We start from the raw sequence: 23,193 nt of genomic DNA, 5'->3' as shown, positions 1-23,193 counted from the left end.
AGCCTCCCGTTGTGGCGGTCAACCGAGCAGCGGACTCGGCCGATCGGGATGGCGTGTGGCCCCGGACCGTGCCGGCCGTCGCTCAGCTGCTGGATGAAGGGCTGAGGCCGGCTCCAGGCGTCACGTTCCTGGTGGGCGAGAACGGGTCGGGAAAGTCGACGGTGGTCGAGGCCATCGCTCTCGCCTACGGCTTATCGCCAGAGGGTGGGTCGGTTTCCGCCAGGCACTCCACGCGACCGACCGAATCCCCGCTCTCGGACTGGCTGATGCTGCAACGAGGCATCGGAGCCGGGCGGTGGGGCTACTTCCTGCGGGCTGAGACGATGCACTCGTTCTACACGTATCTGGAGCGCAACCCGTCACGCCGATCGGAACCGGTGTTCCACGAGATGAGTCATGGGGAGTCGTTCCTCGCCATCCTGGAGACGCGCTTCGACTCTCCCGGCTTCTACTGCCTCGATGAGCCGGAGGCCGCACTGTCGTTCAACTCGACCCTCGCCCTCATCGCCACGCTGGACCGAATAGCGAACGACGGCGGACAGGTGATCTGCGCGACGCACTCGCCCGTTCTCGCCGCGTTGCCTGGCGCGCGCATCCTCGAACTGGGCCCATGGGGAATGCGGGAGACCGCGTGGGCCGATCTGGAACTCGTCGGCCACTGGCGCTCATACCTGCAGGCCCCGGAGCGTTACTTGAGGCATCTGCTCGGTTGACGGTCGACTTCGCGCCATACCGCGAGTTGTGGCGCTGCCTCAGACGGGCTTCGGCCCGTCCTCGTCGGGGCCATCCTCAGCGCTGTGATCGGTCGCCTCACCACTCTGGCCCGCACCCGACGATTCGTCGCCCGCGATGTCCGTTCCGTCGAGCATCGCGGCGATGGCCTCGTCGAGCTCGTCGTACTCCGGCTGCGCACCCGAAGCGGATGCCGTCAGCCTCGCGATGAGCCTGCTGGGATCGTCGACGTCGTCGGAGGTCGGCAGGAGGTCGGGGTGCGACCACAGCTTGTCGCGCTCGTCGTCGCCGACGGCGTCCGTGAGCTTCGACCACATTGCTGCGGCCTCGCGCAGGCGTCTCGGACGCAGTTCGAGGCCGACGAGGGTGGCGAACGCCGACTCGGCAGGGCCGCCCGCCGCCCTGCGACGACGCACGGTCTCGGCGACCGCATCCGACTTCGGCAAACGCCCGGTCGCGCGAGCGGTCACGACGTCCACCCAGCCCTCGATGAGCGCCAGCATCGTTTCCAGCCGGCTGAGTGCCGCCTGCTGCGCTTCCGTCTTCGGCGGTATGAGCGCGCCGCTCACCATGGCCTCGCGCAGCTCTTCCGGGTTGGACGGGTCGAAGCTCTCGGCCAGCTCCTGCATGCGCTCCGTGTCGATGCTGACGCCGCGCGCGAACTCGGTGATGGCCGTGATGAGGCGGAGCCGGAGCCATTTGGCGTGCCGGAACAGTCGCGCGTGCGCAAGCTCGCGCACGGCGAGGTAGATGGCGATCTGGTCGGAGTCGATGTCGAGGCCATCGCCGAACGCCGTGACGTTCTGAGGCAGAAGCGCCGCCGTGCCGTCACTCAGCAACGGGATGCCCACGTCGCCCCCCGAGACCACCTCGGCCGACAGCTGGCCAACCACCTGTCCCAATTGCACTGCGAAAAGTGTGCCGCCCACGGCTCGCACGATGTGTCCCGCGTTCTGCAGCATGCCCTGCAGCTCTTCGGGCGCCTGTTCCTGCATGACGCGCGAGAGGGCATCCGAGATGCTCGTCGCGACCGGCTCCGCGAGCTGAGTCCAGACCGGCATGCTGTCTTTCACCCACTGCCGCCTGCTCAGCAGCACGGGCGTGGTCGTGAGTTCTGCAATGCTCGTCACCTCGTCGAGCCAGAGCGCCGCGACCGTGAATGCCTGGTCGAGGGCCGCGCGTTCGGCAGGGGTGGCCTCGACGGCATCCTTCGAGGCGATGCTCGTTCCCTGGTCGAGGGCGATGTTCCAGTCGATGCCGTCGGACGGTGAGCGCAACGCGCTCTGCAACTGGCTCATCAGCGCCTGGATGCTTGCGGCGTCGCCCGGGAGCCCAGCCGCCCCGGCAAGCTGGCTCGGGTCGAACGACGCGTTGCCCGACAGGAACTGCCGCAGCATGTCGCGCAACTCGTCCTCGGGGTCGTTCCTGTCGTCATCGGACATGCGATGCCTCTTCCTGTCGATGGCGCTTGGTCATACCGCCGCGTCGGCCGCCTGCACTTGAACCTGAGCGGCATCGACGCATATCCAACGCTAGCCCGGTGCACAGCGGGTGAGGGTGGGAAATCGCTACGCTTGGCTGGTCTGCCGTCCGCCCGTCGCGAACAGGAGTTGCGCGAGTGTCCCTCTTCTCCGATGACTCGCGCATCCGGCACGACTCGGATGCCGCTGAGTCGCCCGGCGCAGACTCGGCGGGCGGGGAAACGGATGCCGGCGACGACGCGTCCGTCGAGCCCCGCGTTCCACGCTCCCAGCGCGTCGGCGCAGCGCTCGTCGTTGTGGCGTTCGTGCTGCTTCTGGTCATGGCACTCTCGCCCGCGCCATATGTGATCGAAGCCCCTGGGCCCGTCTTCAACACACTGGGCGCCAACCATCCGGTGGGGGCGGAGCCGAGCGGTGCCGACCAGAAGAAGCCGCTTATCGTGATCGATGGGCGTAAGACCTACCCGACGAGCGGGTCCCTCGATCTGCTCACGGTGTCCGAGATCGGCAACCCGCAGCAGCTTCCGAACTGGGGCGAGGTCATCCAAGCCTGGTTCACGCCGTCGAAGGCCGTCATCCCCGTCGACATCGCCTATCCGCCTGGGCAGAACGTGCAGGAACAGAACGCGGAGAACGCGCAGCTCATGACGGACTCGCAGAAGGATGCCGTCGCCGCCGCTCTCAACGAACTCGGGTACCACTTTCGGCAGAGCATCGTGGTCAAACAGGTCGTCGACGGACCTGCAAAGGGCGTCATTGACGTCGGAGACCGCATCACTGCGGTGAACGGCGTGCCCGTGAAAGGCGTGCAGTCGCTGCGCGACGAGGTGAACAAGAACGGGGCGGGAAAGCCCGCGTCGATCACCATTCTTCGCGACGGCGAGCAGCGGGTCGTGACCGTCACCCCGGAGAAGACGGACGGAACGGTCGTGATCGGCGTCGGGGCGCAGATGGACTACGCCTTCCCCTTCCAGGTGAAGATCCAGCTCGACAACGTGGGCGGCCCGAGTGCGGGACAGATGTTCGCTCTCGGGATCATGGACAAGCTCACGCCCGGTTCACTGAACGGGGGAGAGCGGGTAGCCGGGACCGGCACGATCGACAACGAGGGAAACGTGGGGGCGATCGGCGGCATCCGTCAGAAGATGTACGGTGCGCGTGACGCGGGCGCAACCGTGTTCCTGGCTCCGGCTTCGAACTGCGACGAGGTCACAGGCCACATCCCGTCAGGACTCCATGTCTACGCGGTGAAGACACTGAGCGATTCGATCAAGGTTCTGGATGCCGTGCGCACCGGCTCGAGTACTGCCCAGTTGCCGACCTGCCCGACCTCCTGATCGCGCTCGGCGACCTCCACGCGTCACCGAGATATTCGGCAGACCGGTATCGGACGCACAGTCCACTCGCAGGTGGCGCCCGACCGGTGCCGCGTACCCCCGCCATAGGATGGAAACTTCCAGGGCGCGCTCAGCGTGCCCTGTCGCCCGACAGCGGACCGCAGGGTTCGCGCGCCCAGAAGAGGACCCTTCGTGACATCCGCATCAGTTCGCCCTCCTGGCAGACGCCGCGCGGCCGTCTGGATCACGCTCGGCATCGTGACGGTGCTGGTGATCGCCTTCTTCATCTTCACGAGCCTGTACACCGACGTGCTGTGGTTCCAGCAGGTCGGCTACCTCGAGGTGCTCACCACGCAGTGGTTCGCAGGCACGACGATGTTCCTGATCGGATTCGCCGGCATGGCGGTGCCGCTGTGGCTGTGCATGTTCCTCGCATACCGGCTTCGCCCGGTGTACGCGAAGCTCGACTCGGGGGTCGGGCGCTACCAGCAGGTCGTCGAACCGTTGAGGCGGGTCGCGACCTATGGCATCCCCATCGTCTTCGGCCTCTTCGCGGGCGCCGCATCGGCCAGCAGATGGCAGACGGCGGCCTTGTGGCTCAACGGGGTCTCGGCGGGCAAGACCGACCCGCAATTCCATCTCGACGTGTCGTTCTACATGTTCGCGCTGCCGTTCTACCGCAGCGTCGTCGCATTCTCGTCGGCCGTCGTCATCATCGCGCTGCTCGCCAGCGTGGCAACGAGCTACCTCTACGGTTCCATTCGAGTGAGCGGGCGAGAGGTGCGCATCTCGCGATCGGCCCGTGTGCAGATCGCTGTGATCGCCGCCGTCTACATGCTGCTGCAGGCCGTGAGCATCTGGCTCGACAGGTACGCCTCCGTCACCGACGCATCGGTCGACGGCCGGGTGACGGGCGCCGCATACACCGATGTCAACGCCACCATTCCCGGACGGGCGATCCTTGCCGGAATCGCCGTTCTGGTCGCTCTGCTGTTCGTGCTCACGGCGTTCGTCGGGCGCTGGCGGTATCCGCTGGTGGGCACCGCCCTGCTCATCGTGTCCGCGCTCATCGTGGGGGTCATCTACCCGTGGGGCGTGCAGAAGCTTCTCGTCGCACCCAGCGAGAAGACCATCGAGTCGACCTACATCGCACGATCGATCAAGTCGACGCAGGAAGCCTTCGGCGTCGACAAGGTGAAGGTGAGCACCTACGACGCGAAGACGGATGCCAAGCAGGGTGCGCTGCGCAAGGACGCCGACACCACGGCGAGCATCCGCATCCTCGACCCGGCCGTGGTGTCTGGTGCCTTCGCGCAGCTGCAGCAGTTCCGGCAGTACTACGGATTTACCTCAGACCTCGACGTCGACCGCTACACGATCGACGGCAAGGAGCAGGACAGCGTCGTCGCCGTACGTGAGCTGCACCAGTCGGGCCTCGGCGACTCCGGCAAGTACAACGAGACGTTCGTGTACACGCACGGCTACGGCCTCGTCGCGGCCTACGGCAACAAGCGCCAGACGGACGGCCAGCCCGATTTCTTCGAGTCAGGCATCCCGACAGCCGGGGCGCTCGGCAGCTACCAACCGCGCGTCTACTTCGGGGAGGATTCGCCGAAGTATTCGATCGTCGGAGCGCCGAACGGATCGAAGCCGGTCGAACTGGACTACCCGGCCGGCACGGGAAGCCAGCAGGCGACGTACACCACGTACTCGTCGAACGGCGGCCCCAAGCTCGACAACCTGTTCACCCGGCTGGCCTACGCCATCAAGTTCCAGGACGAACAGATCGTGCTCTCGGATGCCGTGAACAGCCACTCCCAGATCCTCTACAACCGCAACCCGGTCTCGCGCATCGAGCAGGTGGCGCCGTATCTCACCCTCGACAGCGACCCGTACCCGTCCGTCGTCAACGGCCACATCGTATGGATCGTCGACGGCTATACGACGAGCGATCAGTACCCGTACTCGCAAGAGGTGCCGTACAGCGACACCATCGCAGACTCGCAGCGCTCGTCCACGCCCGGTTTCGGCATGGACAACGTCAACTACATCCGCAACTCGGTGAAGGCCACGGTCGACGCGTACTCCGGCAAGGTCACGCTCTATTCGTGGGACTCCACCGATCCCGTGCTGAAGACGTGGGAGAAGGTCTTCCCCGGCACCGTGAAGCCGATGAGCGCCATGAGCGGCGCCCTGATGAGCCACGTGCGTTACCCGGCCGACCTGTTCAAAGTGCAGCGCGAGATCCTCGCGCAGTACCACGTGACCGACCCCGGTTCGTTCTTCTCGCGCACGGACGCGTGGCAGGTGCCGGATGACCCGTCGAGTGCTGACTCCGCGTCGTTGCAGCCCCCTTACTACCTGACCATGCAGATGCCTGGCCAGAAGTCGCCACAGTTCTCGCTCTACACCACCTACATTCCGCAGTCGACGAGCGCTTCCAACCGCAGCGTGCTCAAGGGCTACCTCGCCGTGGACTCGAACGCGGGCAACAAGACGGGCACGAAGGCGTCCGACTATGGCACGCTCCGGCTGCTCAGGTTGCCGTCGCAAGACACCATTCCGGGACCCGGACAGGTGCAGAACAACTTCGACTCCGATCCGAGCGTCTCGGCAGCGCTGAACCTGCTGCGTCAGGGATCGACGAAGGTGATCAACGGCAACCTGCTGACGTTGCCGGTGGGCGGCGGTCTGCTGTACGTGGAACCCGTCTACATCCAATCCAGTGGATCGACGAGCTATCCGCTCCTGCAGAAGGTGCTCGTGTCGTTCGGCGACAAGATCGCGTTCGAAGACACGCTCGACGGCGCTCTCGACGTGTTGTTCGGCGGGGACTCGGGCGCGACAGCCGGTGATACGGGGGCGGGCTCGACGAACGGCTCCTCCCAGGGAACCGGGTCGACGGGTGCCGGCCAGACCGGTGGAACGGGCCAGACCGGCGGCTCGGCGGCCAACGCCACAGAGCAGCAGAAGCTGCAGAACGCGCTCAATGACGCCAAGCAGGCGCTCGCCGACCGCGATGCCGCGTTGAAGGCCGGCGACTGGGCGACGTACGGTGTTCAGGATGCCCGCCTGAAGAAGGACCTGGCCGACGCACTGACGATCTCGCAGGCGCTCGGATCGGGTTCGTCGACCGGCTCGAAGTAGTTCCATGGCTCGTCGGCTCACCGTGCTGGACGACTACCAGGGCGTTGCGACGACCTCGGCCGACTGGAGCGCGCTGCGCGATGTTTTCGACATCGACGTCGTGCGCGAGCACCTGGAGGGCGACGAGCTCCTTGCCCGCATCGCCTCGAGCGAAGTGATCGTGGCGATGCGGGAACGCACCGGGTTCCCAGCCGAGGTCATGGCATCCCTCCCTGCGCTGCGGCTGCTGGTGACGACCGGAATGCGGAACGCGTCGATCGACCTGGATGCCGCCGCGCACCACGGAATCGTCGTCACCGGAACGGGGTCGGCCGGCAACAGCGTTCCCGAGCTCGTCTTCGGAATGGCCATCGCCCTCACCAGGCACTTCGTGCAGGAAGACGCGGCGATCCGCGCCGGCGGGTGGCAGCACACCATCGGCCCCGGCCTCTCCGGCCTCACGCTCGGAGTGCTCGGGCTCGGGCGGCTCGGGATCCCGGTGGCACGGCTCGGCCTGGCGTTCGGAATGAACGTGGTCGCGTGGAGCAGGTCGCTGACTGCTGCCCGTGCTGCCGAGCACGGCGTGACGGCTGTGTCGCGGGACGCGCTTTTCGCCGAGTCGGACATCCTCACCGTGCATCTGCCGCTCACTGCGGAAACCCGAGGCCTGATCGGGAGAGACGAGTTGGCTCTGATGCGCGAGGACGCGTACCTGATCAACACGTCTCGTGGCCCCATCGTGGACGAGAGCGCACTGCTCGATGCCCTTCGCCATCGTCGCCTCGCCGGAGCCGCGCTCGACGTGTACGACGTCGAACCTCTTCCCACCGATCACCCGCTAAGGTCGGCGCCCGACACGCTGTTGCTGCCGCACATCGGCTACGTCACGACGGACAACTATCGCGCGTTCTATGCGGACGCGGTGGAAGACGTTCTCGCCTATCTCGCCGGCGTACCCGTGCGCGTGCTCTCGTCCCGGTGAAGCGCTCCGCTCGGTAGCCTGGCGCGCATGACCGACCTCTTCCCTTCCGCAGAACCAGCCGACACGTCGCGGCAGACATCCGCGCATCTTTCCGCACAGGCTTCTCCGTTCGACCTGTCGGGAACCGCAGTGCTCGTCACGGGTGCCAGGCGAGGTCTTGGACGTGCCATCGCGCTCGAGTTCGCCATGGCAGGAGCCGACGTCGCCATCGGGCTGCGCGACGAAACGGATGACGCGGGGCTGGCATCCGAGATCGAATCGCTCGGCCGCAGAGCGCTCGCCGTGCGCCTCGATGTGACCGACCTGCGTTCCGGGCGGGAGGCGATCGACCGGGCCGTGACCGAGTTCGGCCGTCTGCACACCCTCGTGAACAACGCGGGCGGCGGCATCCTCGGAGCTGCCATAGACGTGACGGAGGAGGACTTCGACCGGGTCTGGGCGCTCAACACCAAGTCCACGTACTTCCTCTCGCAGCACGCGGCCATGCACATGCGGGCTGCAGGCGGTGGTGCCATCGTGAACGTCGCGTCTCAGGCCGGTCTTGTCGCGCTCCCCGGCGAGTCCTCGTACTGCGTCGCGAAAGCGGCGGTCGTCCACATGACCAGGTGCCACGCGGTGGAGTGGGGTGAGTACGGCATCCGGGTGAACGCGCTGGCACCGACGTTCATCGAGACGGACGGCACCGAAGCGGCGCTCGCCGACGCGGTGTTTCGCGCCGACACAGTCGAACGCATAGCCGGCCTGCACAGGATCGGCGTTCCTCGCGAGGTCTCGGGAGCCGCCGTGTTCCTCGCGTCGCCTGCGGCCTCGCTCGTCACGGGCCAGACGCTGGCGGTCGACGGCGGCTGGACCGCTCGCTAGCCCGATTCGTCGGCGGACCGGGCCGGTCGCCTGCGCCGGTCGGCGCCGGGCGTCGGCTCAGCGGCGCCTGACGCTGCCGGTGAGCTCGGCTACGGAATCCAGGCGCGGTGGCCGCAGCAGCGCCCACGCCACGACGATCACCACGAGCGAGATCACGAAGACGATGAGCCCGATCCAGCTTTCGTCGTCGCGCAGCCCGTACATGTGGTTCAGGTTGCGCAGCGGTCCGGTGAGGAGCACGAGGCTCACGTGCACGACCGTGAACGCCACGAACCAGATCATCACCGCGAAATGGATGCCGCGCGCGGCCCGCAGTGGGAGCGCCTTGTCGAAGCGGCGCAACCGCATCGACAGCCCCGGCGCGAGCCGGATGCCCGTGAGCACCGCGAGCGGCGCCGCGAGGAAGACGGTGGCGAAGTACGTGAGCAGCTGCAGCGAGTTGTAGTTGACCCAGCCGTTGGCGTGCGGCCACTCGAACGAGACGTACTGCAGTCCAGCGGACACGGCGTTCGGGATGACGTCCCAGCGCGTCGGCACGATGCGGACCCACTGTCCCGTACTGAACAGCAGCACCACGAACAGGATGCCCGTCGCGACCCAGAGCGTGTTGACCGTGAGGTGCCACCACGAGGTCAGCGTGATGCGCACCGGAGGGTTCTTGGTGCGCACGAGCCGATCATTGTCGCGGATCCAGAACTCGCGTGGACGCGCTCCCGATCGCCTCGTGCGGCGTACCGACCACCCGGACAGCACGATGAAGAGCAGGAACGTGCCGCTCAGGAAATGCAGGATCGAGAGCCACAACGGAAATCCGACTGGAGCCCAGGACGGCAGTTCGCTCCTGCCCGGATAGGCGTGGATGAAGTCTGCAACGGCCGGCAACGCCACGAACCAGCGGGCCGCCAGCACCACGATCACGGCGCCCACCACGACGACCGGAATGATCCAGGTCAGGGGACGCCAGCTGCTGCTCGACCCGGTCGCCGTCTGCTCCTGCGTAGCCATCGGGGATCACGGTAGCGCACGCTGAGGGGAGCCGACCTCGCGCACGTCTCAGACCGTCACGACAGCAGCTGGCACAGTGCCGCCTCGGGCGCGCCTCTCAACGACAACAACTCGCCGGAGCGATACCTGTCGAGCACCCGTGGGTCGATGTAGCTCGTCCTGGCCACCGTCGGGGTGTTGCCGAGCGCCTCCGCCGCGACGTCGACGGCTGCGCGCACCGCGGCATCCCTTGCTCGTTTGGTGCTCTGCTGTCCGATCTGCGCCAGGGCCGACGCCGCGACGATGGTCCCGCGTAAGGTGCGGAAGTCCTTGGCCGTGGCATCCACTCCGGTGCGTGCCCGGATGTAATCGTTCACTTCGCGCGTCGTGAGAGCATGCCACGTCGAGTCCCGCCACGCGATGGCTCTTCCACTGGGGCGACGCGAGCGGCAGACGTCGCCGAGATAGCGCGCGAGTTCCGGATCGGTGACCCTGGACTGGAACCGCTGGCCGCTCTTGGCGGGGAAATGCAGAGTGATGTCATCGCCCTCGACGACCACGTCGCGGCACTGCAGCGTTGTGAGCCCGCGGCTTCCGTAACGACGCAGGTACTCCTCGCTTCCGATGCGCAGCGAAACCCGGTCGATGACTCTGAAGGCGGCGGCAAGTGCGCGGTCGTGGCTGAAGCCGTCCCTCTTGAGGTCGCGCGTGACGACGCGCCTGGCGGCGGGAAGCGAGCGGGCGAGCAACAGCACACGGTCGAACTTGGCGGCATCCCGCTGCTTGCGCCAATCCTCGTGGTAGAGGTACTGGCGGCGTCCGGCGCCGTCGGTTCCCACGGCCTGAATGTGCCCACGCTCGTCGGCGGAGATCCACACCTCCTGCCATGCGGGTGGTATGGCCAGGGCGAGGATGCGGTCCAGCTGACGGGAGTCGGTGAGCCGGCGGCCCTTTGCATCCACGTACTGCGGTGGGTCGCCGTCGAGACGACGGATGCCCGGCCCGTTCGGGTCGCTTCGCCGCAGCCTCGCGCGTCGCACGATGGCAGCCGTCGATGCGGCGGATGCCTCGGCGACTGTTGTGCTTGTCATGCTGTGTGGTCCTCGTGGTGCGTGAGCGGTGCGGCGCTGCGGCGCCTGGTGGCGATGTTATGAGCCCTGATCTCGACGGTTCGAGATGTTGACATTCACGGTCGGCAGATGCGAGGCGCGGATGCTCCCGGCCCGTGCGCCGCTGTTACGTTCGTTGCAGCGCGCCACGAACGCGCGACGAAACGTCTGGCACCGAAAGGACGCACCATGCTGTATTCCGGCAAGAACCCCGCCGACAAACGGGCGGACTTCAGAGCGGCGCTCGCCGCCGGCGGCCTGCTACGGTTCCCCGGCGCGTTCAACCCGCTGAGTGCACGGCTCATCGAGCGCAAGGGATTCGACGGCGTCTACATCTCCGGTGCGGTGCTCTCTGCCGACCTCGGGCTGCCGGACATCGGGCTCACGACACTCACCGAGGTCGCCGGGCGGGCCCGGCAGATCGCCCGAATGACAGACCTGCCGGCCATCGTCGATGCAGACACGGGGTTCGGTGAACCCATGAATGTGGCGCGCACTGTGCAGGAACTGGAGGATGCCGGCCTCGCCGGCCTGCACATCGAAGACCAGGTGAATCCCAAGCGATGCGGTCATCTCGACGGCAAGCAGGTCGTGGATGAGCAGACGGCGCTTCAACGCATCCGGGCGGCGGTGGATGCCCGACGCGACCCGAACTTCCTCATCATGGCGCGCACCGACATCCGGGCAGTGGACGGACTACAGGCCGCGGTCGACCGCTCGAAGGCTCTCGTGGACGCAGGAGCTGATGCCGTCTTCCCCGAGGCCATGACGACCCTGGACGAGTTCGCGGCCGTGCGGGCCGCCGTTGATGTGCCACTGCTGGCCAATATGACCGAGTTCGGCAAGAGCGAGCTGTTCACGGTGCAGCAACTTGCAGATGTGGGCATGAATCTCGTGATCTGGCCGGTCTCGTTGCTGCGCCTGGCGATGGGCGCTGCGATGCGCGGTCTGGATGAGCTCGACGAGCGGGGGAGCCTAGCGGGCGCGGTCGATCGCATGCAGCATCGCTCCGAGCTGTACGACCTCATCGACTACGAGGGATACACCCGGTTCGACACGTCGGTCTTCGACTTCACGCTCGAACGCTGAGGGCTGTCGAGGGCCGAGTGGCGGCGAAGGCGCGTATCGAGACTCGGCCGGCCCCGGCGCATGCGCGAGCGCCGCACTCGTGCCACGCTGGAGGTGAGCCCCTGCGACGGCCACCAGCCGGTGCAGGCGTTCGCACGCGAAGCGGCAAACGGGTTCGGGGCATCCCCATGACGGATGACCGGCCCAGGCAGGCAAGGAGGCCCGCATGCATCACCTTCACACGACCTGTGTCCCGGGCGAGGGGGTGACGCCGAGGTGATCGACAAGGTGGTCGAATCCGCAGCGGAGGCCGTTGCCGACATCCCGAGTGGTGCGAGTCTGGCCGTTGGCGGATTCGGGCTGTGCGGCATCCCGATGGTCCTCATCAATGCGGTCCTGGAGACTGGCGTCGAGCGGTTGAGCGTCGTTTCGAACAACTGCGGTGTCGATGACTGGGGCCTGGGCGTTCTGCTCGCGGCCGGGCGCATCAGCAAGATGACCTCGTCGTATGTGGGCGAGAACAAGGAGTTCGAGCGGCAATACCTCTCCGGGGAGCTCGAGCTCGAACTGACGCCGCAGGGCACGCTCGCCGAGAAGCTGCGGGCGGGTGGAAGCGGCATCGCCGCGTTCTTCACACAGACCGGGGTCGGCACGCAGGTGGCGGAGGGTGGACTGCCCAGACGGTACAACGCCAACGGCAGCGTCGCGGTGCAGAGCCCGCGCAAGCAGGTGCAGTCCTTCCGGGTGGACGGCGTCGACAAGGAGTTCGTGCTCGAAGAGGCCATCACGACCGACTTCTCGCTCGTGCACGCGAAGCTCGCCGACCGACACGGAAACCTGGTGTTCGACAAGTCGGCGCGCAACTTCTCACCGCTGTGCGCAATGGCCGGCCGTCTCTGCATCGCGGAAGTCGAGCAGGTGGTGGATCCCGGTTCCATCGATCCCGACGCCGTGCACCTCCCGGGAATCTACGTCGACCGCATCGTGGTGGTCGGCCCCGACGTCGAGAAGCGCATCGAGCGCCGAACCGTGCGCAGGAGCGCCGACGAGGCGACGAGTGCAGGTCAGCCGGCGAGAGAAGGGAACTGACCATGCCGCTGACGAGAGAGCAGATGGCGGCACGCGCCGCTCGCGAACTGCCGGACGGCGCATACGTGAACCTCGGCATCGGCCTGCCGACGCTCGTGCCCAACTACGTGCCCGACGGCGTGACGGTCGTGCTTCAGTCCGAGAACGGCATCCTCGGCGTCGGTCCCTACCCGGCCGAGGATGCCGTCGACCCCGACCTCATCAACGCAGGCAAAGAGACGGTCACGGTACTTCGCGGTGCCGCGTTCTTCGACTCGGCGCTGAGCTTCGGAATGATCAGGGGCGGCAAGATCGACGCGGCGATCCTCGGGGCCATGCAGGTGTCGGCATGCGGCGATCTGGCGAACTGGATGATCCCGGGCAAGATGGTGAAGGGACCGGGCGGCGCGATGGACCTCGTGCACGGCGCCCGCAAGGTCATCGTGCTCATGGAGCACGTGGCGAAAGACGGCAGCCCCAAGATCGTGAACGCATGCTCGCTGCCGCTGACGGGAAAGGCGGTCGTGGACCGCATCATCACCGACCTCGCGGTGATCGATGTGACGGATGTCGGTCTGAGGCTTGTGGAGCTCGCCCCGGGCGTCACGGTCGACGAGGTCGTCGCCGCGACCGAACCGTCTCTCGACGTAGCCGTCTGAGCGGCAGGGGGACTCAGCCTCGCCTGCGTCGCAGGATGAGGCCGAGCGCTGCTCCGAAGACCAGATGGCCGGCCACCATTGTGCCCACGCGCCTGCGGTCGTCGCGGTGAGCTGGAGGAAGGATGCCCATCATCGGCAGCCATCCCTCGTATCCGGCCAGCCAGACCGCGGCTCCGTACACAGTGCCCGACGTCACGCCGCGGAAGAGGGTCGGAAGCGCGGCGGCATACGCTGCGGCCGCAGCCGACCCGTACCCGAAGTGTGCGATCAAGGCGAGCATGCGCTTCTTGTCCACCGGCAGTTGCGGAAGGAACGAGTCGACGATGATCTCCGGAGGCTGGCGGCCGATGGCACCGACCTTATGTGCCGCTGCGAGCACGACGCTCATCGCACCGGTCGCCACGAGTCCCGCGGCCATGCCTCTGGTGAGGTTGGCGAGCAGGGTGTTGTTCACATGGGGCAGCCTCACGGGTGCAACACCACCTTGACGCAGCCGTCCTTCTTGTCGCGGAACGTCTCGTACAGCTCGGGGCCGTCTTCGAGCGGCGCGTGGTGGGTCACAAGGTCCTCGGTTCCCAGCGGATCGTCCGGGGCCTCGACGTACGGAAGGATCTGCTCGACCCAGGCCTGCACGTTGCACTGTCCCATGCGGATCGCGACCTGCTTGTCGAACAACTGGACCATCGGGAACGGGTCGGCCGCTCCGGCGTATACCCCTGCGAGCGATACAGTGCCACCTCGTCGCACGGCATCGAAGGCGAGCCGCATGGCGGCCAGCCGGTCGACGCCGACCGTTTCCATGAGCTTCTTCGCCGCCGGGTCGGGCAGCATCCCGGTCGCCGACTGAGCCGCGGCCGCGGCCGGACTGCCGTGCGCTTCCATGCCGACGGCATCCACCACCGCGTCCGGCCCCCTGCCATCCGTCGCCTCCCTGAGCCAGTCGGCGATGTCGTCGCTCAGGTCGAACGTGTCGATCCCGTGCCGCTCGGCCATGGCGCGTCGCTCCGCGACGGGCTCGACGGCCACCACCCGGTGCCCTCGCCGCCGGGCGATGCGCGAGACGAACTGGCCGACCGGCCCGAGGCCGATGACTCCCAGCACGCCGCCGGGTGGCAACTGCGCGTACTCCACGGCCTGCCAGGCTGTGGGCAGGATGTCGCTCAGGAACAGATACCGCTCGTCGGGAAGATCGCTGCCCACCTTCACGGCGTTGTAATCGGCCAGGCGAACGCGCATCCGTTGTGCCTGCCCTCCTGGCACCGACCCGTAGAGCTCCGTGTAGCCGTAGAGGGCGGCGCCCGTGCCGTGCTCCCGGTTCTGGGTCGTCTCGCACTGGGTGGTCAGGCCGAGACGGCACATGAAGCACTCGCCGCACCCGATCACGAAGGGCACGACGACGCGGTCGCCGACGGCGAGGTTGTGAACCTCGGATCCCACCTCCTCCACGATGCCCATCGGCTCGTGGCCCAGCACGTCACCTGCAGAGAGGAAGGGACCGAGCACGTCGTACAGGTGGAGGTCGGAGCCGCAGATGGCCGTGGATGTCACGCGAACGATGGCATCCGTCGGCTCCTCGATGTGCGGGTCGGGCACGTCGATCACGGCGACCTGTTTCATGGCTTGCCAGGTGAGAGCTCGCATGCATCTTGACTACGCTGCGGACGACGTGCGCTGAAACGGGTCGCCAGGTCACCTGGATCGTGATAGAGACAACCCCTTGAGCGGTGCTGCCGCTCCTGAGACCTTGGGCTGGCAACCAGTCGAGAAGAGGGAGTGGTGCGTGGGCGAGGAAGAGAGCATCCAGCACGACAGGGCGTACAGTCCGTCGAGCGAACGGGAGACCGAAGTGCGCCAGCACGAGTCTCCGAAGGGCGACGCAGCGCCGTCAGACCCGCAGATCGACCAGTCCGCCGTGCGCCAAGCGCCGGGAGAGGGCGGGCCGGACGACCCCGGAGACGTCGAGGCGCCAGCCGATGAGGTCGGGAACATTGCAGAGGTGATGCAACGAGGCGAGCGTGCATTGCGCGAGGGGAACACAGGCTCTGACGAGCGGTGATGCCGCCGAGGTGTGATGTGCTTCTCTCATGCCGTCATCCGCCAACGCTCGCCCGGGCATCCTCTACGTCGAAGACGACAGAGATATCGCCGGCATGGTGGTCGAAGTGCTGTCGGAGGCGTATGACGTCGACCATGTGACCGATGGCGACCTCGCGCTTCGCCATGCACTCGGACAGCGCTACGACGCGATGGTCGTCGACCGCCGGCTACCTGGCTTCGACGGAGTGGAACTCGTGCGGGCCGTGCGGAAGGCGCAGATCACGACACCGATCCTGTTGCTGACCGCGCTCGACTCCACGCGCGACCGCGTCGAGGGGCTGGATGCCGGTGCCAACGACTACCTGGTGAAGCCGTTCGACTTCGAGGAGCTGCTCGCCCGTCTGCGTGCCCTGCGTCGCGGTTTCCGTGCGGAGGGGCGTCGTCGGTACGTCGGCGAGTGGCTGTACGTTCCCGAGTCGCAGGCCATGTACTCGCCAGGCGGGTCTCGCGTGCCTCTGACGGCGACGGAGGATGCTCTGATGCGCTTGCTCACGGACAGCCCGGAGCACGTCTTCAGCCGGGAGGAGATACTCGCAGTCGTCTTTCCCGGCGGCGAGAGCCCAGGCTCCGTCGACACTTACGTTCACTTCATCAGGCGCAAGACGGCGAAAGAGGTCATCGAGACGGTGCGTGCGCGAGGATACCGGGCCGGCGGGTCATGAACGACGACGACCGGCGGGCTCGGCGCGCGGCGCTCGCGGTGGGTCTCTTCGTCGGCGTGGCGTCGGCGATCATCATCGCGGCGGGCGTCGGCATCCTGCTCGCAGTGATCCTCACGACGGGCCGTCACGAGGGTGGTCCCGACCACCCTGAGTTCGGCGGCCCTCCCCGCGTCGGCGACACGTTCGTCGTCGACGTGGATCACGTGCTGCCCTGGGTCATCGGCCTCGGCGTGGTCGGCGTGGCGCTGCTGGCCGTTGTCGGGTGGCTGGCGGCGCGCAGGACGTCGAAGCCTCTATCGGATGCCTTGACGCTGCAGCGCAGCTTCGTCGCCGACGCGAGTCACGAGTTGCGCACGCCGCTGACCGCGTTGAGCAGCCGCGTTCAGGTGCTGCAACGGCGTCAACAGCGCGGCCAGCCGATCGATGACACGATCTCCCGCTTGAGGCGTGACGTCGACGCCATGGCGGAGCTCCTCACCGACCTCTTGCTCACGGCAGAGGGCGCGGGCACCGCACCGGAGCATTCGACGGTCGTGGCCGAGGCGCTTCGCCATGCCGTGGATGCCATGTCCCCGCTTGCCTCTGATGCAGACGTGCGCCTCAGGCTCGACGCGTCAACGGACCTCGCCGTGAGGCTCCCGTCCGCAACCGTGACCAGGGTGGCCATCGCGCTCATCGACAACGCCGTGCAGCATGCGCCGGCGAACAGCGACGTGATCGTGAGTGCCGACGCTGAGGATGGTTTCGCGGCCATCCGCGTGGCGGACGCGGGTGAGGGGATCGTCGGCATCGACCCCGAACGCGTGTTCGACAGGTTCGCGCGCTCGCCGGAGACGGGCAGGAGGCGGGGATTCGGTATCGGGCTCGCACTGGTGCGGCAGGTCGCCACACGCTACGGCGGCACGGTGGTTGTGGAGCGCACGTCGGCCCAGGGCACCGTGTTCCTGCTCAAGCTGCCGACCGCGAGGCGGAGCGGTGCGCCACGGGCCAGGCAGCGGACGCGCCCGCCGACGTGAGCTCGACGCCGGCTGCCCAGCGGCGCACCCGCCCGTCGGATGCGATGACGACGCCGGACCGCACCCCTGGAGTCCTGATCCAGGTCAGGTCCTCGAATCCGGCGACGACGGCCGTCGTAGCCCACAGGTCAGCCGTCGTGAGCCGGTCTGCGACGACCGTTGCGCCTGCGACCGACGAGCTCGCCCGCCCGGTCCGCGGGTCGACGATGTGGCAGCCGCGTTCTGCGGTGCCCGAGGTGGCGACGGCACCCGTGCGCACGTCGACGGTCGCGGCGAGGCGCGCCGGGTCCGCAGGGTCGGCGACGCCGACGCGCCACGTCCAGTCCGAGCGGTCCGCCGTGAACAGCTGCATGTCACCGCCCACTGTCAGGCCGGCGGCATGTATGCCTGGGACGTCGAGAAGAGGGAGCAGCGCACGCCGTGCGGCGCCTTCGGCCGCCCAGCCCTTCACATAGCCGGTCGGATCGAACCAGCCCTGTTGCCAGGCGTCGAACAGGCCACCGGTCGTCTCTCGCGCCTCGAGACAAGCGGCGTCCACCATGGCTACGCGTTCGTCGGCATGCGCGAGGTCGAGTTCGCCGCTTCGGATCCGCGAGATGTCGGAGTCGTCGCGATAGGTCGAGAAGATCCTGTCCAGCTCGTGCAACTCGTCGAAGCACGACCGCGCGGACTCATCGACCGCGGAGACCACGTCGTGGGAGGCATCCGTGATCACGTGGATGCTCGCAACCGTTCCCATGACGTCGTCGGTGCGAATCTGGCGGCTCCCGCTGCTTGTGCTCATGCTCGCGCCCCGTCGAGTGCGCTCTGCAGCGACTGCAGATAGCCCTCGCTCGTATAGGTGGCGCCCGAGACCATGTCGATGGAGGAACTCTGGGCCTTGAGCGTCTCGGAGACGAGCTGCGGTACGGCCTGCCGGTTGATCTCCTCGTCCCTGAAGCTCTCGGTCGGGTATTGCGGAACGTCGACGGCCGTGATCTTGCCCCCGGAGACGGTGACCTTCACCTGCACGGCCCCGTAGCGCGTGTCGGCCGCCTGCCCCGTGTAGGTGCCGTCCTTGAGCCCGGAGGACGATGACGACGACGCCGACGGCGTCGACGAGGGCGTCGAGCTGCTCGAGGTCGATCCGGACTGGGTCGTGCCTGTCGATCCCGATTGAGCCGACGATCCCGAGCCGCTCGTGCTCGAGCCCGTGCCGGTCGATGCCGTCGGATTCACGACCTCGAGGGATGTGCGATAGCTCAGCAGCAGAACCGTTCCCGTTACCGTCGCGAGCAGCCCGTAGATGATCTTCTTCATGACCTGAACTCCCGTCGTGCGTGTCTCACTGTCCCGTTTCTGCTCCCGCTACTGCACCTGCTCGCTTGACGCCCGCTCATATCGAGAACCGCTCCGTGTGGATGCGCGAGGCGGGCAATCCGGCAGCACGCAGATCGCGCGTGACGCTCTCCATCCAGGGCTGAGGCCCGCAGACGTATGCGTCGTACTCCTCGAGATCGGGCGCGAGGTAGCGGATGAGCTCGGGACCTCGCCACTCCGCGTGCGTCGCGGGCAGCCATGCCGATCGGCCATTCGAACGCGGTCCGTCGAGCCGTGCGAAGCGAACACCGCGCTCCAGCACCAGGCGGTCGATGGCTCGGCTGCGTAGCCCATCGCCGCTCGCACTGTCGCGGACGACAAGGGTGGCCTCGCCTTCGGCGTAGTTTTCGGACTCGAGAAGCGACACGAGCGGCGCGACGCCTGCACCCGCGCCAAGCATGAGCAGTTTGCGTCCCTGGCGCTCTTTGCCCGTCATGCGCCCGAACGGGCCTTCGAACATGACCCTGGTTCCGCGGCGCAAGCGGGTCAGCCTGCGCGTTCCGTCGCCGAGGACTCGTGCCGAGATCACCAGCTCATCGCCGCGGGGAGCCGCAGCAAGCGAGAACGGATGCCCGCGCATCCACCCCGGCCCGTCCATGAAGCGCCAGACGAAGAACTGACCTGCCTCGGCGCGGAGCCTGGACAGCGCACGTCCCTGCATACGTACCACCACCCCGCGGTCGCCGTCCGGTTCCACCGAGGCGACTCGCACGCTGTGCCTGAGGGAGCGGGCAAGCGGTACGAGGATCCGGTAGACCACGACGCTTGCGGCGGCCAGCGCCCACAGCGTCCACCAGTACGCGGTCGCGGCGGGGGAGTTCAGGAAGTCGGCACCCGTCCAGAGCATGTGCGGGATGGAGAACCCGATGCCGAGGTAGGCGTAGAGGTGCAGCAGGTGCCACGACTCGTAGCGGATGCGGCGCCTCGCCCTTCGCATGGAGGTGATGACGACCATGATGAGCAGCAGTGTGCCTGCCGTGGCCAGCAGCATTCCCGGGTAGTCCCACACGAACTGCCAGGCCTGAACGACCAGATTCGTACCGCTTTCGGCGGCATAACCGATGGTGAGCAGCACGATGTGCGCGAGCATGAGCCAGAACGACCAGAACCCCACGAGGCGGTGCATCCTGGTCATGCCGTCGCGACCGAATCCGCGTTCGAAGAGCGGGATCCTGGCCATCAGGAGCACCTGGTACAGGAGGAGGTTCGCCGACACGAGACCCGTGACGCGCCCGAGCGTGTTCAGGCTGTCGGCGTTCAGTCGCAGGAGATCCTCGATGCCACCGCCCGACATCCACAGGGCGACCACGAACAAGCTCGTGAGCCACACGACGGTGACCGCTCCGATGCGCCACCAATCCGTGCGCGAACTGCCGCCCTCGACCGGCATGACCCAGGTCGGGGCTGTGCCGGACACGTCGGCGGAGAGCCCGGACGGCTCCTGTCGATAGGTGGTCATACTGAGATGCTGCTTGCGCGATTTTGAGACCACTGCAAGAAACGGCCCCTCCCAGTGACGTCAGAGACGACGCATAGCAAGACTTAGAAGAAGCACAGGGAAGGGGCAGCCCTTTGCCGGGCGGCCCCGTCAGTTCGCCAGCAGGTACATGGCGGTTGCGTGTGCCGCGAGCCGCACCGACATGCCTCCGGTTTCGGCGCGCGTCACGCCCGTCCACACATCCGTCGCCGAATAGCGCGGGGTCATGCCGAGCGAATGGTATCTCACGGCGATCGTGCGCGTGGTCGAGCCGAGGTTCGTGATCGTGAGCGCCGAGGATCCGTCAGAGAGGCGCTTCAGCAGCACGAGCTCGTTGGGGGTGGAGTTCAGAACCGATGGTGCGGAGGCGAGTCGGTCCTGATCGACGCGGATGACGCGGCGGTTGCCCAGGATGCCGACGGCAGCTGTGCCGGCCGTGCGCAGGTCGGATCCGATCAGAAGCGGCGCCGACAGCTGTGCCCAGAGCGCGAAATGGCTGCGTTGCTCGTCGAGGCTCATACCGTCGTTGCCCACCTCGAGCATGTCCGGGTCGTTCCAGAACCCAGGCGGAGTCTGCTTCGTCAGCGCGAGTGTCGACTCCGTGATCGAGACGACAGACGGCCAGGAGTCCTGGATGTCTGGTGTTGACCTGGAGAGATCGGAAACCCAGTGCCGCCACGCTGGCACGGGTTGCTCCGGTTTGTCGTGAATGCTGAACACGATGCTCCGGCCGGTCGCGTTGAGCGCCTGTCGCATTCGCGCGAACGCCTGCTCGTGCCCGACTCCTTCGCGGTCGGCGCCGCACCAGTCGTACTTCAGATAGTCGACGCCCCATGAGGCGAAGGTGCGAGCATCCTGTTCGACATGGCCAAGGCTGCCTATGCGCCCCGGGTATCCCTGGTAGCGCTCGGCGCAGGTTCGGCTGCCAGGGGCCGCGTAGATGCCGAACAGCAGGCCTTTGGAATGCACGTACGCAGCCAGCGCTGCCATGCCATCGGGAAAGCGCTTCGGGTCGGAGCGCAGCCGGCCATGCGAGTCTCGCGCGGGGTCCTGCCAGCAGTCGTCGACGTTGACATACCGGTAACCGGCATCCCGCAGACCGTCCGCGACGATGGCGTCGGCGGCCGCCTTGACGTCGGCTTCGGTCACGGAGCAGCCGAAGTGGTTCCAGCTGTTCCATCCCATGGGCGGCGCGGTGAGCTGCGGTCCCTGTTCGGTCGTGACGCATCCGGTCAGTGCGGCGCTCATCGTCGCGAGCGCGACGACCCCGACGAGCAGACGCTTCAGCGCCCTTCGCCCGATCCTTTCGGTCGACGACTTCACGCCGTTCACACCAAGGCCGCGGGCTTGACCCGCACGGGAGACAGCCACAGCGCCACGATGACGGCGGTGATGGCCCCTGCGGCCATGATCGAAGCCAGCACGACGATCTGGAAGCGCCCGGCCTCCAGAGGCGAGACGCCGCCGAAGATGGCGCCGACGAACGCGCCTGGAAGGGTCACGAGCCCGGTCGTCTTCGTCTGGTCGGTCGAGGGGATGAGCGCGGCGTAGACGGCGTCTCTGGCGAGCTCGTGAGTCGACTGACGCGGGGTGGCGCCGAGGGACATCCAGGCCTCCACCTGGTCCCAGCGGTCACGGACGAGCTCGACGAACCTCCGGCCGGCGAGTGTCGCGATGGTCATGGAGTTGCCGATCACGATGCCGCCGATCGCGAGCACGTATCTGGCGGTGAATTCGATCGTCCCCGTGACGAAGACGATGGTCAGCGTGACTGCAATGCCGGCGGCCATGGCGGACAGCATCATGAGCGCGTGCTGCCTGCTCCATCCGATGCGCCGGATCGCGGTCGCGCAGGCCACCGAGAACATGACGAGCAGCGCCAGGGCTACCCAATACCCGTTGGTGATGACGCCCGTCAGGATGAGGCTCACGACCGCCAATTGAAGGATGCCGCGCAGCACGGCCAGCGCGGGCGCCCAGTGGCGGGGCGCTCCGTAGAACCACAGCACGCCTGTGGTCAAGGCGATGAGCACGGCGATCCCGATGAGACTGTTCAGAAGCACCGGGGTCATGCCAGAAGCCTAGAGGCGACTGAGGCGAGAGCCGCGCGAGCTTGCTCGCGTGGCCGAGCCGATGGAGTCTGTGAGCGGTACGCCGCGATAGAGGCGACTGAGGCGAGAGCCGCGCGAGCTTGCTCGCGTGGCCGAGCCGATGGAGTCTCTGAGCGGTACGCCGCGATAGAGGCGACTGAGGCGAGAGCCGCGCGAGCTTGCTCGTGTGGCCGAGCCGATGGAGTCTGTGAGCGGTACGCCGCGATAGAGGCGACTGAGGCGAGAGCCGCGCGAGCTCGCGCGCTCACGACTCGCTTGCGCCCTCCAGCTGTTCCTGAGTGGCGGCGCGCTCTCGTCTGGGCGCTCGCACGTACATGAAGCAGACCAGCAGCACCATGGCCAGCACCAGGGCGAGCGAGACGACTCCCTCTCCGACACCTAGGCCTCCGTCGACGCGCGGCTTGCCGAGCCAGTCGGCGATGGATGCCCCGAGCGGCCTGGTCACCACGTACGCGAACCAGAAACTGAAGACGGCGTTCCACCGCGCGAAGCGGTACCCGAGCGCGGGAATCAGGATGACGATGGCGAAGACCACGATCGAAGACAGGTAACCCAAGCCCAGGCCGATCGCAGTGAGGTCGCCGAGTGCCGTGCCCATGGCGAAGGTCGCCACGACAGCGGCCCAGTAGAACGCCTCACGCCTTGGCGTGTCGACATCGTGCACCGAGAGCGTGTGCTCGAACCTTCGCCACAGCACGAAGACGGCCGCGAGGGCGACGGCGTAGAAGGCCGTGCTCACTGCGTAGGGAACGCCGAGCGCGACGTGCATGACGTCGGCGGCCATGGTGCCGAACACGCCGACCATTCCGACCGTGAACCAGTACGACCACGGTGTGTACCTCGCGCGGCTGAACTGCACGATGAGGGCGATGACGAAGAGCGCGAATCCGCACAGCACGGCGACGACGGGTGGGAGCACGTGGATCGAGTAGTCCGACACGGCCTCGCCCATTGCGGTGGAGACGGCCTTCGTGATCCAGAAGATCGGTGTCGGGTCGGGAACGCGGGGGAGTCGTGGTCGGAGGCTTCGTCCTGCGTCGAGCTGTGTCATGCGTTCCCTGTGT

22 protein-coding genes are annotated in these 23,193 nt (G+C 67.1%); 11 read left to right on the top strand and 11 right to left on the bottom strand.

Features of this window, described 5'->3' with window-relative positions; translation table 11 throughout:
* The first annotated feature begins 11 nt into the window (after positions 1-11).
* Complete coding sequence (locus ACO2Q7_RS04230; RefSeq protein ID WP_423354376.1) at positions 12-713, top strand: AAA family ATPase; 702 nt, start codon at positions 12-14, stop codon at positions 711-713.
* Positions 714-752: 39 nt separating this feature from the next.
* Here ACO2Q7_RS04230 and ACO2Q7_RS04225 read toward each other — a convergent pair whose 3' ends face one another.
* Positions 753-2,174 carry a zinc-dependent metalloprotease gene (locus ACO2Q7_RS04225; protein WP_423354375.1) on the bottom strand — a complete coding sequence of 474 codons (1,422 nt, stop codon included), beginning with the start codon at positions 2,172-2,174 and terminating at the stop codon, positions 753-755.
* 176 nt (positions 2,175-2,350) lie between these two features.
* Between ACO2Q7_RS04225 and ACO2Q7_RS04220 the strand changes: the two genes are divergently transcribed.
* The 4 genes from ACO2Q7_RS04220 (at position 2,351) to ACO2Q7_RS04205 (ending at position 8,519) form a co-directional block, all read left to right on the top strand.
* Positions 2,351-3,550, top strand: a complete 1,200-nt coding sequence (locus ACO2Q7_RS04220) for a YlbL family protein (protein WP_423354374.1) — start codon at positions 2,351-2,353, stop codon at positions 3,548-3,550.
* Positions 3,551-3,742: 192 nt separating this feature from the next.
* On the top strand, positions 3,743-6,697 hold the full coding sequence (locus tag ACO2Q7_RS04215) for a UPF0182 family protein (protein WP_423354373.1): 2,955 nt from the start codon (positions 3,743-3,745) through the stop codon (positions 6,695-6,697).
* Between the two features lie 4 nt (positions 6,698-6,701).
* Positions 6,702-7,658, top strand: coding sequence for a D-2-hydroxyacid dehydrogenase family protein (locus ACO2Q7_RS04210; protein ID WP_423354372.1), 957 nt, complete (start codon positions 6,702-6,704; stop codon positions 7,656-7,658).
* A gap of 27 nt (positions 7,659-7,685) precedes the next feature.
* The gene (locus ACO2Q7_RS04205) at positions 7,686-8,519 is read left to right on the top strand and encodes an SDR family NAD(P)-dependent oxidoreductase (protein ID WP_423354371.1); all 834 of its coding nucleotides are present in this window, start codon (positions 7,686-7,688) and stop codon (positions 8,517-8,519) included.
* 57 nt (positions 8,520-8,576) lie between these two features.
* On the opposite strand, the gene ACO2Q7_RS04200 is transcribed toward ACO2Q7_RS04205, so the two are convergent.
* Positions 8,577-9,524: a cytochrome b/b6 domain-containing protein gene (locus ACO2Q7_RS04200; RefSeq protein WP_423354370.1), complete on the bottom strand. Its 948-nt coding sequence runs from the start codon at positions 9,522-9,524 to the stop codon at positions 8,577-8,579.
* A gap of 56 nt (positions 9,525-9,580) precedes the next feature.
* On the bottom strand, positions 9,581-10,594 hold the full coding sequence (locus tag ACO2Q7_RS04195; protein ID WP_423354369.1) for a DNA topoisomerase IB: 1,014 nt from the start codon (positions 10,592-10,594) through the stop codon (positions 9,581-9,583).
* Between the two features lie 207 nt (positions 10,595-10,801).
* On the opposite strand from ACO2Q7_RS04195, the gene prpB reads away from it, so the two are divergent.
* The 3 genes from prpB (at position 10,802) to ACO2Q7_RS04180 (ending at position 13,407) form a co-directional block, all read left to right on the top strand.
* Positions 10,802-11,701 carry a methylisocitrate lyase gene (gene prpB / locus ACO2Q7_RS04190; protein WP_423354368.1) on the top strand — a complete coding sequence of 300 codons (900 nt, stop codon included), beginning with the start codon at positions 10,802-10,804 and terminating at the stop codon, positions 11,699-11,701.
* Positions 11,702-11,956: 255 nt separating this feature from the next.
* Positions 11,957-12,769: a CoA transferase subunit A gene (locus ACO2Q7_RS04185; RefSeq protein WP_423354367.1), complete on the top strand. Its 813-nt coding sequence runs from the start codon at positions 11,957-11,959 to the stop codon at positions 12,767-12,769.
* Positions 12,770-12,771: 2 nt separating this feature from the next.
* The gene (locus tag ACO2Q7_RS04180; protein ID WP_423354366.1) at positions 12,772-13,407 is read left to right on the top strand and encodes a CoA transferase subunit B; all 636 of its coding nucleotides are present in this window, start codon (positions 12,772-12,774) and stop codon (positions 13,405-13,407) included.
* A gap of 13 nt (positions 13,408-13,420) precedes the next feature.
* Here the strand turns inward: ACO2Q7_RS04180 and ACO2Q7_RS04175 are convergent, their stop codons facing one another.
* A complete protein-coding gene (locus ACO2Q7_RS04175) occupies positions 13,421-13,861 on the bottom strand; it encodes a DUF6789 family protein (RefSeq protein ID WP_423354365.1) in 441 nt (146 codons plus the stop codon).
* Positions 13,862-13,872: 11 nt separating this feature from the next.
* Positions 13,873-15,048 (bottom strand): alcohol dehydrogenase catalytic domain-containing protein, encoded by a 1,176-nt coding sequence (locus ACO2Q7_RS04170; protein ID WP_423354364.1) that lies wholly within the window; start codon positions 15,046-15,048, stop codon positions 13,873-13,875.
* Between the two features lie 139 nt (positions 15,049-15,187).
* Between ACO2Q7_RS04170 and ACO2Q7_RS04165 the strand changes: the two genes are divergently transcribed.
* From ACO2Q7_RS04165 to ACO2Q7_RS04155, 3 genes are read left to right on the top strand one after another with little or no spacing between them, the layout of a single operon-like run.
* Positions 15,188-15,463 (top strand): hypothetical protein, encoded by a 276-nt coding sequence (locus ACO2Q7_RS04165; RefSeq protein ID WP_423354363.1) that lies wholly within the window; start codon positions 15,188-15,190, stop codon positions 15,461-15,463.
* A gap of 28 nt (positions 15,464-15,491) precedes the next feature.
* On the top strand, positions 15,492-16,166 hold the full coding sequence (locus tag ACO2Q7_RS04160; RefSeq protein ID WP_423354362.1) for a response regulator transcription factor: 675 nt from the start codon (positions 15,492-15,494) through the stop codon (positions 16,164-16,166).
* Complete coding sequence (locus ACO2Q7_RS04155; protein ID WP_423354361.1) at positions 16,163-17,182, top strand: sensor histidine kinase; 1,020 nt, start codon at positions 16,163-16,165, stop codon at positions 17,180-17,182. Before ACO2Q7_RS04160 ends, ACO2Q7_RS04155 begins: the two co-directional genes overlap by 4 nt.
* Here ACO2Q7_RS04155 and ACO2Q7_RS04150 read toward each other — a convergent pair.
* From ACO2Q7_RS04150 to ACO2Q7_RS04125, 6 genes are all read right to left on the bottom strand, one after another.
* Positions 17,115-17,966, bottom strand: a complete 852-nt coding sequence (locus tag ACO2Q7_RS04150) for an FAD:protein FMN transferase (RefSeq protein ID WP_423354360.1) — start codon at positions 17,964-17,966, stop codon at positions 17,115-17,117. The two genes, ACO2Q7_RS04155 and ACO2Q7_RS04150, sit on opposite strands and share 68 nt — an antisense overlap.
* Entirely contained in the window at positions 17,963-18,481 is a 519-nt protein-coding gene (locus ACO2Q7_RS04145; protein ID WP_423354359.1) for an FMN-binding protein, read from the bottom strand. Before ACO2Q7_RS04145 ends, ACO2Q7_RS04150 begins: the two co-directional genes overlap by 4 nt.
* Positions 18,482-18,557: 76 nt before the next feature.
* Positions 18,558-20,000 (bottom strand): ferredoxin reductase family protein, encoded by a 1,443-nt coding sequence (locus ACO2Q7_RS04140; RefSeq protein WP_423354358.1) that lies wholly within the window; start codon positions 19,998-20,000, stop codon positions 18,558-18,560.
* A gap of 129 nt (positions 20,001-20,129) precedes the next feature.
* Entirely contained in the window at positions 20,130-21,389 is a 1,260-nt protein-coding gene (locus ACO2Q7_RS04135) for a glycoside hydrolase family 27 protein (RefSeq protein WP_423354357.1), read from the bottom strand.
* Positions 21,347-22,090, bottom strand: coding sequence for an ABC transporter permease (locus tag ACO2Q7_RS04130; protein ID WP_423354356.1), 744 nt, complete (start codon positions 22,088-22,090; stop codon positions 21,347-21,349). Before ACO2Q7_RS04130 ends, ACO2Q7_RS04135 begins: the two co-directional genes overlap by 43 nt.
* 283 nt (positions 22,091-22,373) lie before the next feature.
* On the bottom strand, positions 22,374-23,180 hold the full coding sequence (locus tag ACO2Q7_RS04125; protein ID WP_423354355.1) for a hypothetical protein: 807 nt from the start codon (positions 23,178-23,180) through the stop codon (positions 22,374-22,376).
* Between the last annotated feature and the right edge of the window lie 13 nt (positions 23,181-23,193).

The sequence above is a fragment of the Rathayibacter sp. KR2-224 genome (assembly GCF_049446075.1).
In the GTDB taxonomy this organism is placed as follows: Bacteria; Actinomycetota; Actinomycetes; order Actinomycetales; family Microbacteriaceae; genus Humibacter.
This window is presented reverse-complemented; position numbering and strand designations above follow the sequence as displayed.

Coding starts and splice junctions, on each gene's coding strand:
- ACO2Q7_RS04195 (WP_423354369.1), bottom strand. CDS start 10,594: ATGACAAGCACAACAGTCGCCGAGGCATCCGCCGCATCGACGGCTGCC.
- ACO2Q7_RS04200 (WP_423354370.1), bottom strand. CDS start 9,524: ATGGCTACGCAGGAGCAGACGGCGACCGGGTCGAGCAGCAGCTGGCGT.
- ACO2Q7_RS04205 (WP_423354371.1), top strand. CDS start 7,686: ATGACCGACCTCTTCCCTTCCGCAGAACCAGCCGACACGTCGCGGCAG.
- ACO2Q7_RS04170 (WP_423354364.1), bottom strand. CDS start 15,048: ATGCGAGCTCTCACCTGGCAAGCCATGAAACAGGTCGCCGTGATCGAC.
- ACO2Q7_RS04155 (WP_423354361.1), top strand. CDS start 16,163: ATGAACGACGACGACCGGCGGGCTCGGCGCGCGGCGCTCGCGGTGGGT.
- ACO2Q7_RS04150 (WP_423354360.1), bottom strand. CDS start 17,966: ATGAGCACAAGCAGCGGGAGCCGCCAGATTCGCACCGACGACGTCATG.
- ACO2Q7_RS04130 (WP_423354356.1), bottom strand. CDS start 22,090: ATGACCCCGGTGCTTCTGAACAGTCTCATCGGGATCGCCGTGCTCATC.
- ACO2Q7_RS04140 (WP_423354358.1), bottom strand. CDS start 20,000: ATGACCACCTATCGACAGGAGCCGTCCGGGCTCTCCGCCGACGTGTCC.
- ACO2Q7_RS04225 (WP_423354375.1), bottom strand. CDS start 2,174: ATGTCCGATGACGACAGGAACGACCCCGAGGACGAGTTGCGCGACATG.
- ACO2Q7_RS04125 (WP_423354355.1), bottom strand. CDS start 23,180: ATGACACAGCTCGACGCAGGACGAAGCCTCCGACCACGACTCCCCCGC.
- ACO2Q7_RS04210 (WP_423354372.1), top strand. CDS start 6,702: ATGGCTCGTCGGCTCACCGTGCTGGACGACTACCAGGGCGTTGCGACG.
- ACO2Q7_RS04160 (WP_423354362.1), top strand. CDS start 15,492: ATGCCGTCATCCGCCAACGCTCGCCCGGGCATCCTCTACGTCGAAGAC.
- ACO2Q7_RS04145 (WP_423354359.1), bottom strand. CDS start 18,481: ATGAAGAAGATCATCTACGGGCTGCTCGCGACGGTAACGGGAACGGTT.
- ACO2Q7_RS04180 (WP_423354366.1), top strand. CDS start 12,772: ATGCCGCTGACGAGAGAGCAGATGGCGGCACGCGCCGCTCGCGAACTG.
- prpB (WP_423354368.1), top strand. CDS start 10,802: ATGCTGTATTCCGGCAAGAACCCCGCCGACAAACGGGCGGACTTCAGA.